At 42.3% G+C, this 11,794-nt stretch carries 12 protein-coding genes; 8 read left to right on the top strand and 4 right to left on the bottom strand.

Annotated elements, in window-relative coordinates; translation table 11 throughout:
• Nucleotides 1–12: 12 nt before the first annotated feature.
• Nucleotides 13–1,986 (bottom strand): excinuclease ABC subunit UvrB, encoded by a 1,974-nt coding sequence (gene uvrB, locus F8L24_RS03395; protein WP_294951763.1) that lies wholly within the window; start codon nt 1,984–1,986, stop codon nt 13–15.
• Nucleotides 1,987–2,252: 266 nt separating this feature from the next.
• Between uvrB and F8L24_RS03390 the strand changes: the two genes are divergently transcribed.
• Entirely contained in the window at nt 2,253–2,471 is a 219-nt protein-coding gene (locus tag F8L24_RS03390) for a hypothetical protein (RefSeq protein ID WP_294951761.1), read from the top strand.
• 94 nt (nt 2,472–2,565) lie between these two features.
• Nucleotides 2,566–2,787 carry a hypothetical protein gene (locus tag F8L24_RS03385; protein ID WP_294951759.1) on the top strand — a complete coding sequence of 74 codons (222 nt, stop codon included), beginning with the start codon at nt 2,566–2,568 and terminating at the stop codon, nt 2,785–2,787.
• A gap of 33 nt (nt 2,788–2,820) precedes the next feature.
• On the opposite strand, the gene F8L24_RS03380 is transcribed toward F8L24_RS03385, so the two are convergent.
• Entirely contained in the window at nt 2,821–3,777 is a 957-nt protein-coding gene (locus tag F8L24_RS03380; RefSeq protein ID WP_294951756.1) for a diguanylate cyclase, read from the bottom strand.
• A 36-nt stretch (nt 3,778–3,813) separates the two neighbouring features.
• Complete coding sequence (locus tag F8L24_RS03375) at nt 3,814–4,287, bottom strand: prepilin-type N-terminal cleavage/methylation domain-containing protein (protein WP_294951753.1); 474 nt, start codon at nt 4,285–4,287, stop codon at nt 3,814–3,816.
• Between the two features lie 199 nt (nt 4,288–4,486).
• On the opposite strand from F8L24_RS03375, the gene F8L24_RS03370 reads away from it, so the two are divergent.
• The 3 genes from F8L24_RS03370 (at nt 4,487) to F8L24_RS03360 (ending at nt 7,588) form a co-directional block, all read left to right on the top strand.
• Nucleotides 4,487–4,861, top strand: a complete 375-nt coding sequence (locus tag F8L24_RS03370) for a type II secretion system protein (protein ID WP_365937959.1) — start codon at nt 4,487–4,489, stop codon at nt 4,859–4,861.
• 156 nt (nt 4,862–5,017) lie between these two features.
• Nucleotides 5,018–7,177 (top strand): STT3 domain-containing protein, encoded by a 2,160-nt coding sequence (locus F8L24_RS03365; protein WP_294951752.1) that lies wholly within the window; start codon nt 5,018–5,020, stop codon nt 7,175–7,177.
• Between the two features lie 27 nt (nt 7,178–7,204).
• Complete coding sequence (locus F8L24_RS03360; protein ID WP_294951749.1) at nt 7,205–7,588, top strand: prepilin-type N-terminal cleavage/methylation domain-containing protein; 384 nt, start codon at nt 7,205–7,207, stop codon at nt 7,586–7,588.
• A gap of 3 nt (nt 7,589–7,591) precedes the next feature.
• Here F8L24_RS03360 and F8L24_RS03355 read toward each other — a convergent pair whose 3' ends face one another.
• On the bottom strand, nt 7,592–8,896 hold the full coding sequence (locus F8L24_RS03355; protein WP_294951746.1) for an O-antigen ligase family protein: 1,305 nt from the start codon (nt 8,894–8,896) through the stop codon (nt 7,592–7,594).
• Nucleotides 8,897–9,053: 157 nt separating this feature from the next.
• Between F8L24_RS03355 and F8L24_RS03350 the strand changes: the two genes are divergently transcribed.
• The 3 genes from F8L24_RS03350 to F8L24_RS03340 form a co-directional block, all read left to right on the top strand.
• Nucleotides 9,054–10,391 (top strand): mannose-1-phosphate guanylyltransferase/mannose-6-phosphate isomerase, encoded by a 1,338-nt coding sequence (locus F8L24_RS03350; protein WP_294951743.1) that lies wholly within the window; start codon nt 9,054–9,056, stop codon nt 10,389–10,391.
• Entirely contained in the window at nt 10,384–11,523 is a 1,140-nt protein-coding gene (gene gmd, locus F8L24_RS03345; protein WP_294951740.1) for a GDP-mannose 4,6-dehydratase, read from the top strand. The genes F8L24_RS03350 and gmd overlap by 8 nt, the downstream gene beginning before the upstream one ends.
• A gap of 4 nt (nt 11,524–11,527) precedes the next feature.
• Nucleotides 11,528–11,794, top strand: a 267-nt coding sequence (locus F8L24_RS03340; RefSeq protein WP_294951854.1) for an NAD-dependent epimerase/dehydratase family protein, incomplete at its 3' end; no start/stop codon positions are given.

The following is an 11,794-nucleotide window of genomic DNA, read 5'->3' as shown; positions in this document are numbered from 1 at the left end:
TATCCCGTAAAATTACAGTTTTTTGACCTTTGCTATCTCATCGCGCAGTCGTGCTGCCTCTTCAAACTCCAGGTTCTTTGCCGCTGCAAGCATCTTCGCTTTAAGTTCCTTGACAAGCTGTTGTCGTTCGGCTTTGGGCATTTTGTCCAGTTTGCTGCGTTTGTTGTAGAGTTCACCTGCATCTTCGACTTTGAGATTGGTATCGAGTTCACGGATCGTGGTTTTGGGTGTAATACCGTGTTCTTTGTTGTAAGCGATCTGCTTTTCACGCCGTTTTTGTGTGACTTCAATGGTTGCTTTCATGGAATCGGTTATTTTTCTGGCATACATGAGCACGTGTCCGTTGGTATTTCTTGCTGCGCGCCCTGCGGTTTGGATAAGCGATGTTTTTGAACGCAGAAATCCTTCCTTGTCTGCATCGAGTATGGCAACGAGACTGACTTCGGGCAGGTCAAGTCCTTCACGCAGCAGGTTGATACCGACAAGAATATCAAATTCTCCCAAACGCAAAGAACGGATGACCTGGTTTCGCTCTATGGCGTCAAGGTCGGAGTGCATATAACGTACTCTCAAGCCAAGGTCATTGTAGTAATGTGTCAACTCTTCTGCCATTTTTTTTGTCAACACAGTGACAAGCACCCGTTCGCCCCGTTCTATCACCGGTTTCATTCGGTCATGAAGGTCTTCCACCTGATAGGTGGAATCTACCACTTCTATCAGTGGGTCAAGCAGTCCGGTAGGTCGTACAACCTGTTCTGCCACGACAGAAGAGAGTTCCAGCTCCAATGCGTTCGGTGTGGCGGAGACAAAAAGAAAGTGGGGTGCCTTGTTAATGTATTCGTCAAACATCAAAGGACGGTTGTCAAGTGCCGAGGGAAGTCTGAACCCATGGTCTACCAGTACTTCTTTCCGGCTTCTGTCACCGGCATACATACCCCGAAACTGAGAGAGAGAAACATGTGATTCATCGACGATCACCAGGTAGTCATCATGCATAGCTTCAAAATAGTCCATCATGGAGTAGGGAGTTTCACCGGGTTTTTTGCCTGTCAGGTGACGTGAATAATTCTCTATTCCCTTGCACATTCCTGTGGCTTCTATCATTTCAAGATCAAACTCGGTACGCTGTTTAAGCCGGTTGTATTCTATCATCCGGTCTTCCCTCTGAAAGTAGGCAAGCCGTTCTCCGAGTTCTTCTTCTATGGTATTGACGGCACGTGCCAGTTTCTCTTTGGAGACGATAAACTGGTTGGCAGAGTAGACGGTGACTTCTTTGAGGTCCTTGTTCTTCTCCCCTGTCAGGGAGTTAAATTCGTAGATTGCTTCCACCTCATCTCCGAAAAACTCGATGCGTATGGCAAATTCGTCCGAGTAGGCAGGATAAATGTCCACAACTTCGCCACTGACACGAAAATTGCCGATATCGAAGAATTCATCATTGCGCTTGTATCCCATATCGACAAATTTAAGCAGCAGTTCTTTCTGGTTGTATTCTTCACCCACAGTCAGTTTCTGTACAATGGTTTTGTAGTCTTCCGGTGAACCAAGCCCGTAATTGGCAGAGACCGAAGCGATGACTATGACATCATCATGGCTCAGCAGTGAAGCGGTGGTACTTAACCGAAGCCTCTCGAGTTCCTCGTTGACGGAAGAATCCTTCTCTATAAAAAGATCCTGTCTCGGAAGGTAGGCTTCGGGCTGGTAGTAGTCGTAGTATGAGATGAAATATTCTACATGATTGTTGGGAAAAAAACTTTTAAACTCGGAGTAGAGCTGCGCTGCCAGCGTCTTGTTGTGTGTCATAATAAGCGTAGGCTTTTTTGTCTTTTCTATGACTTTTGCCATGGTATAGGTTTTCCCTGAACCTGTCACTCCCAGCAGTGTCTGATACTTGTTCCCTGCTTCAATAGAAGTTGAAAGTGTCTCAATGGCAGTCGGCTGATCACCGGCAGGTTTGTAGGGACTGTTCACAGTAAAGTCTGGCATTTTCATCCTTTATTAGTATTATCTCTATCATTTATGAGGTAGGGTGTTGTACCCTACGGCTGCCATAGTATTCTTTTGGAGTGATTATATCGAACTAAACAATAAACTGATCATAAGGCTGTCAAGTTTCTCTTGAAGCAGAGAAGATAATATTTGATGTTGACTGGGCATAGAACTCTTCGCCTCTTTTTTAAATTATAGCATAGATGCTTAATTTCAACTCTTTTTGCTATTATAACACAACAAAATATTCATGGAGAAAAAGTATGAGCGCATTACATAGACTACAGGAAAAGATCACCCAATGGAAAGCAGATCATGAAGCGCTGAAAAGTGAAAATGAACAGTTGAAAACAGAGTTGGCAAGTGTATCCGGTTCGCAAAATGAAAAAGAGGCACAGATCGCACAGCTTAGAAGAGAACTGGAAGAAAAAGATGCGGAGATCGAAAAGATCATTGCACAGGTCGAGGCACTGCTGTCTTAAAGTTTTTTGAATCGGTAATGAAGGGTCAGGAATCATAAGTTCCACTCCTGTATTTCCGATTCGTCATTTGTAAAGCTAACACAAGGGATCAAATATGAAGAATGTTGGAGTGACTGTCTGCGGCAACCGGTATGAAATCAAACTCGAGGATGATTTTGCAGATTTTATCAATAAAGATCTTACAGAAGCCGGGGTGAATCTGCATACAGACAACAAACCGGACAAACTGCTTAAAGCCTACCTCCGCCTTGCGAAACAGGCTACATCCTATGAAGACGAGATCGAACTGCTTATTGAAACTTTGGATGGACTGTAAGGAATTGGGGCATCAGCCAATGCCTCATGATGTTTAGTTTCTGCTTCTCTTTACAAATGACTCTTCTGATTCATTCATTTCAAATTGTGTAATATCGCAATGGAATACAGGTTTTGGGTTCAGCTCGAAGTCATAACTCTCCAAACCGCTTTTTAAACGCTTTTTAAGCGGCGAACCTTGTTCTTTCTTTGTCTGGGACATCAGTACGGCAAAATGATTGTCATCATAGCGGCAAACCGTGTCGCTGTCTCTGGTAGCAGTGGCAAGTATATGTCCAACTTTTTGCAAAAGATGTTTTTGCTGTTTTTCATTATAGTCATCATTGGAGAAGTTATTGATAGATAAAAAGAGAATTGAAAGAGGAGTGTTTTCCCGTTTGGCCCTTTCTACAGCGGTATGAAGTCTGGCAAGGAAATACTTTTGATTGAAAAGGTGTGTATCATAGTCGTAAATGGCATGTTTTTTTATTTGCTGCTGAATGTACATTCTGGTAAAATAAATCAGCAGGAGTAAAAATACCATTGCTCCAATTATATTGATATAGAAAATGTTGCTCATTTTGTCCTGCTTGAGCAAAAGCATTTTATCGATCGTGAAACTGAGAGAATTTGCTGCTTTCCACTCTTTCAGTGCCAGGGGTTTATCCGGATTTTTTTTCAATGTATTCCACTGCTGCTTCAAACGGTTAAAATCTTTTTGGAGTGTTCTGCCTCCCACATAAAATTCTTTTTTATTATTGGATGTGATCCAGAGGCCAAGTTCTTTCAGGTTTTTGTCAATTTTCAGCTGTATTTGTTTTTTGGTCTGCTGATCGGATGTTGCCACAAAAGCAAGCATGTCACCACCGGTTTGGCTTACCTGTTTTATAGCAGTGGTGTCAGAGGCTAAATTCTGCATGGAAGAATACGTATAGTAAAAGCTGAAAGGAAGAAGCAGTACCCCCAAATAGAGCAATAAAGTAATACGATAAGTAGATAGATCCTGTTTCATTTTTTCTCCTGTTCTAAATATGAATACCCGATAATATCAATAGCTGACCAAAATACCATGTAAGGCCATCGGGAAGGCTTCACTATCCACTAAACTGCGTAACCTGTCACAATAATGGTTTGTACTGCTTCCGTAGTCAATGACCAGTGTTTCGGTATTGCTACCGTGATTGTCTATCTTAATGAGAATACAGTCGTTTATATCTTCTACTTTTATCTTTGCTCTGTAAGCACCTGTATCGACTGCTTCGCCTCTTCTTACCATATTGGCAATGCTGCTTGACATTTTCGACAAATTGGCCTCGGTATATCCTTTGGCTACTGCGTAGGAAGCTATTTCATTGGCAGCCGTCATAATATTCTGTGCTTTGGTTGAAAGTTTTGCATCCATTCTTGTTGCCGCAAATTTCGGTATGGCGATCCCTGCCAGCAGTGCAATAATAATGATAACAAAGATGAATTCTATGAGTGTGAAAGCTTCACGTGATTTAGACAGATACATAAAATCCATCCCCTTTTCTTTTATGCAATCATAAACAAGTTTGAAATATAAATTTAGTATAACTAAAAATTTGCATGCATGTCAAATAGGCAGTTGTATAAAAAAATATTATATATAGTGTGTATTTTATATTCATTAAAGATTACTATAGGTATAATTAGAGTAGACCAATTATTGAATTGGTACTAAAAAATTTCAGGAGTTAATCATGACTAACATGAGACGCGGATTTACAATGATCGAATTGATCTTTGTTATCGTAATTATCGGTATTTTGGCAGCAGTTGCCATTCCAAAACTGGCAGCGACAAGAGATGATGCAAAAGCATCTACAGTATTGAATAACCTTTCAACATGTATCAATGATGCAGGTAGTTCATATACAGCAACAGGGACTTTGAATCGTAATACAACGGCATGTAATGCTGTTTCAAGCTGTTTTGATGTGACAAATACAGGGGGTAACCTGACAGTTGCTAATAGTACTAATACTGATCCATATTGTGTATCTGCACAGAAAGCGGCAAACAAAAAAGGGATGAGAGGTACCCATGTGTTTGCCGGTACAGGTGTTTCTTACTAAGCTGCAGTTTCCCAAACTTACAGTCCGGTCTGTCTTTGCGCAGACCGGGTATTTCAGTACGGTTTTTTCCTATCTTCAATCTTTATCTATTCTCCATACCTTACTTCTGCTATAATAATATTTTATTGCACTATATGAAACCAAAGGCGATTTATAATGGATAATACATTTAAAAGATATATTCACTTTCCCCCGCAACAGCTCTCTTTTGCGAAGCTGTTTATTTATATTTTTATTGTTTATCTGTTTGGTGTACTGATTCGCCTGATACTGTTCTATCAAGCCGGACAGATCGGACCTCTTTGGGATGGCAGCGACCCCATCGCTATCTGGACGCCGGATGCAGGCCGGTATGGGTTTTATGCCAAAGAAATTCTTGCGGGTGTGGAATTGCCCTTTAGAGATGACTATCTGCTGGGCCACCTGATCGCTTTTGTATCGGGGTTCTTCCATCTGTCGTTGGACTGGACAATGGTACTGCTGCCCATTTTCATAGCACCTCTTATAGCCATCCCTATGGTAATGATCGGTACATCGATCAGACAGCCGGTACTGGGGCTGCTGAGTGCTCTTGTGGCTGTCAGCGGGACATTTTTCTATATGCGTACCCATATAGGCTATATGGATACCGATGGTGTCAACCTTTTTTTGATGATGATGGGCATCGCCTGGATCATTAAAGGGTTTGAACACAAAAGTCTGTTTTATACTTTTTTAGGGGCACTTGCCCTGCTGCTTTTCGGATGGTGGTACCATTCGGCACCGATTATCAATCTTCTTATCGTCCTGACTGCTTTGGTGTACCTGTTTCTTTATCATAGAAAAAACAAAACAATGCTTGGCGGTTTTATCCTGCTGGTATTGGCCATAGCCCCTGCAGCAGTCCTGACAAAGCTTGTCGTCATCGTACTGTTTTATAGCTTTTTTTCTGTACTGAACCGGTATGAGAAGGTAGACCATCGTTTTTACTGGATACTGCTGTCGATAGGGTTTGTGGCAGCACTGTTTTTGGTGCATCCGGATCAATATATCCACAGGGCTGTAACCTATCTGACACCGGCAAATGAAAAGATTTTCAGCGGAAAGGGCATTACCTATCATTATCTCAATGACTTGAAGTTTGTCAGTGAAGTGGGCGGTGTTGATCTGTGGAAAGCCTATGCTCCACTTTTTATTTCGGTGATCTATGTACTGGTGGCAACCGGCGGATACTTTATTATGCTTACAGCCTACCCATTGATGCTGTTGACACTTCCTTTGATGATTTTGGGATATATGTCGACCTGGGCAGGCTTACGCTTTGCAATGTATGCAACGCCGGTACTGGCGTTTGGTTTTGTCTATCTGCTTTTTTTGTTCAAAAATATACTGTTGAAACGATATGAACGTTCCTGCTATGTCCGTCGTCTTCCCTACTACGGGACAACGCTGGTTTTGCTTCTCATGATATATAATATTTTTGCCTTCAATACCTCTGCGGCAATGGGCTTGCAGTTTTACAGCTGGGACAAGGCACTCCTGAAATCTTTTTCCAAAAACCTCAGTAAAAAAGACACCATTGTAACATGGTGGGATTACGGCTGGCCGCTTTGGTACTATACGGGATATAACAATACACTGACAGACAATGGCTATCATGGCGGTCCGGATTCGCATCTGGTTGCACAGATACTTTTGAGTGATGACCCTTACTTTACAGCAAATGCTGCACGATATCTCAGTTATTACCGACCGCCGTCGAACAGTGCAGGAGCAGGGTTTACCCTGCCGAAACTGGCAAAAGATCATAACCTGACCAAGCTTTTCAAGTCATTTCATCAGCAAAAAAAGATTTCTTTACCCGGAGAAGAAGGTAACGTCTATATTATACTTCATCAAAATATGTTAAGCTATATTGGAATTCTAATGAAGTATGCCTATTGGGATTTCAGAGGAGGTAAATATAAGGCAATGCCTATCTACAAAGCCACACCAGTTACAAGGCCTTTTTCCCATAATTACAGTTTGTTGGAGGGATACAGCTATATTCTTGACAGCAGTGACGGTATGGTAGTAGACGCAAACGGGAACAAAACACCTGTCAATACTCTGATGATTGCACAAAACAATACGCGCAAAGAGTCTTTTTCCTTTCATAAGAATTCCAATATGAATTTACTCGATGCAAAAGGATTGCTGCTCTGGATGAACAAAAAAGCTTACAATGCTTTTTACATACAGGCAATGCTGCTGGATGTCTATGACCACAAGCTGTTTGAAAAAGTGGGTGAGACAGGAAGAATGAAGATTTTCAGGGTTAAGCGGGCAAATGAATAATATAAATACAAAAAGGGGAAAACAGTCATGAAAAATGCATTTACAATGATCGAGCTTATCTTTGTCATAGTGATCATAGGAATACTGGCAGCCATTGCCATACCCAGACTTGCTGCAAGCAGAGATGATGCCAAAACCAGCAAGGAGCTGAACAATCTGTCAGTGTATCTGAACGATATCACAACCTATTATATGGCAACAGGAAATGTATCGGCAAACCATACCAATGTCAAGTTGAACTGTTTTGCACCAAATGTATTGATAGCCAATCAGACTTTGTCACTTTCTGTTGCAAATGGCGGGAGTGATGATGGCAAACCTTACTGCGACGCTGCACAGAAGGCGGCTGCCCAAAAAGGATTGGAGGGAACCAAGCTGATTGTGTTCGGCGGGGCTCTGATTTCATATTAGTGCTTATTCTTTTACCGGGTGCAGATTTCCGGCTGAGTCGGAAGGTATGACCCATAAAGCAAAAGCGACAGCCAGATAGACGGATGTCTGAACAAAAAAATAAATGCCGCCAAAAAGCCCTGTAATGCTTAAAGAAAGAAGAACCAGACCTGCAGCAATATGATATTTTTCCGCAGAGACAGGTTTGTGCAAATGCAGCAGTACCCCGTATCTGACAGCCCGATAGAGTAAAATAGCAAAAAGGGCCGTACCGACAATACCCCATTCTCCAAGCATCTGCAATATAAAGTTATGGGCATGAACCACATCTGTATGTCTGTGCAGATAAAAAAAATAGCTTTGCGGCCCGGTACCCAGAAGCCAATGTCCCTGAAGTTCTTTCAGTACAAGGGACCACACTTCGAGACGACCGGTCAGAAGGTGGTCCAAAGAACCCGCCTGAAATGTTTTGTTCAGAGCATGGAAAAAATAGTCAAGGTTTATCAAATGAAAGTAAGTAGTTGCAGACAGCGACAAGATGGAAAAAGCTCCAAACCAGATAAGTGTTTTCCCAGAAATGTTTTTTCTAAAGTAAAACAGACATATAAGCAATGTAATAATGCTTCCAAGAATAGCTGCACGGCCTCCCAGCCACAATAAAAAGACAAACAGGGATCCTATGAGAAAAAGGGAAAAATATTTTGTTTTCTTCATAAAGAGAAATGCTACAGCAAATCCTATAGCTGTCTCTACCTGATACCCGATTCTATGCAAATGAGTATTTAAGATCAGCTTGTCTGAGCGCATACTGAAAACATGCTTCTCTGCTTCCAGGTGGGGGAAAGCAAAATGGATGTAGATAAAATAGCCCATAACAACCAGTGTGGAGAGGATGACAGCAGCAAAGATCATACGGTAACTGACAGTGTTTTGGGCAAAAAAATCCCATAGAAACAGGAAAAAAAGAAAATGGGTAACCGTTTCTGCCAGTCGCATGGAAGCCAAAGGGTTTTGCCAACTGTAAACGGGAGACAGCAGGTAGGAGGAAACAACAACGGTCAGCCACAAAACAGACAGAAGGGTAACAAATCTATAATTTTTCCAAAATTTTTTCAGAGACGGAAGCTTTTGGTACAGGACAATATATGCGAGCATAAAAAGCCATTCAAGTTTTACTGTCTGCCAGGTACTGTTGATCCAGAAAGAAGTATCTGACAGGTTGCTGCCGACCCCCAGGCCGATCCAGAACAGAATGGCACTGAGCATTGTGGCAAGCAAGAAAGATTTTCTTGACTCCGATAAAGGTAAAAAAAGATTTTTGTGTTTCATATTTTTCCTGATGCTAAACCGTTGGGTCAAATTATATCAGGATATAGGCTAAATATGGCATCACCGTGTCATTTTTTGATAAATACGGGATGATCAAAAAGCATAGAAGATAAGTGCTTTTAGGTATAATCGTTTATTCTTTTGACGAGGCTCATACATGACAAATATTATTTTATGTGGGGGAAACGGAACAAGGTTGTGGCCGCTTTCCCGTGCACTTATGCCTAAACAATTTGTAAAACTGTTTAATGACAAATCTCTGTTTCAATTAACGGTAGAAAGAAACTCCAGGATATGCGAACGCCAGTATATCGTTTCCAATGCAGAGCAGTATTTCCTTGCGCTCGACCAGCTTGAAGCATTGGAGAAGAAAAACAGCCAATACCTGCTGGAGCCCATAGGCCGCAATACTGCACCGGCTATTGCGCTGGCCTGTTTTTCACTGAACCCTGAGGAAATTGTATTGGTCACGCCTTCGGATCATCTTATTAAAAATGAAACAGCCTATGCCCGTGTACTTGAACAGGCGAAAGAATTTGCTTTGAATGATGCCCTGGTAACTTTTGGTATCAGCCCTGCCTTTCCGGAAACAGGATTTGGATACATTGAAGCAGATGGTTATGATGTCAAAGCTTTTCATGAAAAGCCGGATGCCGAAACTGCGGAATCCTACTATAAGGCAGGCAATTATTATTGGAATTCCGGGATGTTCTGTTTCAAAGCAGGTATTTTTTTGGATGAACTCCAAAAATATGCCCCGGCAATCTACAGTGCTTCACTGTATGCCTATGAAAATGCGAACAAAGAGGGAATAATGGTTCGGATCAAACATCAGGATATGATGAAGATACCGGATAACAGTATCGACTATGCGCTGATGGAGAAATCAGACAGGGTAAAGGTCATTCCCTCCGATATAGGGTGGTCGGATGTAGGCAGTTTCGATGCTTTGGCAGAAGAACTGCCAAACGATGAAAACAATAATTTCATACTTGCAGACAAAGTGGTGGAACTGGTAGATATTGAGGATAGTATCATTGTAGATACTCCTGATGCACTGCTCATTTCCAAAAAAGGAAGTTCGCAAAAAGTAAAGGAGGTCGTCACTCGGCTAAATGGACACAAGGGAAACTTGACCAGGCTGCACAATCTTGTACACCGTCCCTGGGGAACATATGAAGTGCTGTATACCCATGAGAACTACAAGATCAAGCGCATTGTGGTAAATCCGGGCAAGAGACTCTCGCTGCAAAAACATTTGCACCGGAATGAACATTGGATCGTAGTCAGGGGAGAAGCTACGGTACAGGTAGGTGATACGCTTAAAACCATTTATGAAAATGAATCAACCTATATCGAGAAAGAGAAGCTGCACAGACTGTCGAACAAGACGGATGAACCTATCGTTCTGATCGAAGCACAGGTAGGAAGCTATACGGGAGAAGATGATATAATTAGAATAGAAGATGACTACAGGAGAGCAGACAATGGGTAAAGTAGCATTGATCACAGGTGTGACAGGGCAGGATGGTGCCTATCTGTCAGAATTTCTTTTAAAAAAAGGATATATCGTCCATGGTATCAAAAGACGTTCAAGTCTTTTCAATACGGACCGTATTGACCATCTCTACCAGGATCCTCATATCAAGAACAGGGATTTCATCCTGCATTACGGTGATATGACGGACAGTATGAACCTGACACGTATCATACAGGAAGTGCAGCCTGATGAAATTTACAATCTGGCAGCGATGTCGCATGTTGCTGTTTCTTTTGAAACACCGGAATATGTTGCCAATGCAGACGGCACCGGGACACTGCGTATTTTGGAAGCAGTGAGGCTGCTGGGCCTTGAGAAAAAGACCAGGATTTACCAGGCTTCTACTTCCGAACTGTATGGAAAGGTTCAGGAGGTACCGCAAACTGAGAGCACCCCTTTTTATCCGCGTTCTCCCTATGCCGTAGCGAAAATGTATGCCTACTGGATCACGGTAAATTATAGAGAAGCCTATGGCATGTTTGCCTGCAACGGCATATTGTTCAACCATGAATCTCCGGTACGGGGAGAAACATTCGTGACACGGAAAATCACCCGGGCTGCATCGAAAATAGCATTGGGACTTCAGGCAAAGCTGTATCTTGGAAATCTTGATGCAAAAAGAGACTGGGGACATGCAAAAGATTATGTGCGTATGATGTGGATGATCCTGCAGGCAGACGAACCTGAAGACTGGGTGATCGCCACAGGGAAAACCACGGCAGTACGTGATTTTGTCCGTATGGCGTTTGCCTATGTGGGAATAGCGCTTGAATTCAAAGGGAAAGGCGTTGATGAAGTCGGTTACATAAAATCGATCGATCAGGCACGCATGCAGATGCTTTCCCTGGACGGTAAACACTTGACCACGGGCACTCCTGTTGTTGCAGTGGACAAAAGATACTTCAGGCCTACAGAGGTCGATATGCTGCTTGGAAACCCTGCCAAGGCAGAACAGAAACTTGGCTGGAAACGTGAGTACAGGCTTGAGGAACTCGTGAACGATATGATGGCTTCAGATCTGAAACTGATGCAAAAAGACCTCTACCTCAAAGAGGGTGGGTATAAAATTATGAGTTATTTTGAATAAAAGCATGCATAAAAACAGTAAAATTTATGTGGCTGGGCATAGAGGTCTGGTTGGTAGTGCTATACTTAAAAACCTGCAACAAAAAGGCTACACAAATCTGGTTTGCAAAACACATCAGGAACTTGATCTTACAAACCAACAAGCCGTAGCCGATTTTTTTGAAACAGAAAAGCCTGAATATGTTTTTCTGGCAGCTGCCAAAGTAGGGGGGATTGTTGCAAACAACACTTACAGGGCAGAGTTCATCTATAAAAACCTCCAGATACAAAAT

It is taken from the genome of Sulfurovum sp., assembly GCF_015493435.1.
Lineage (GTDB): Bacteria > Campylobacterota > Campylobacteria > Campylobacterales > Sulfurovaceae > Sulfurovum.
The sequence above is the reverse complement of the archived record's forward strand: the minus strand, read 5'-3'. Positions and strand labels throughout refer to the sequence as shown.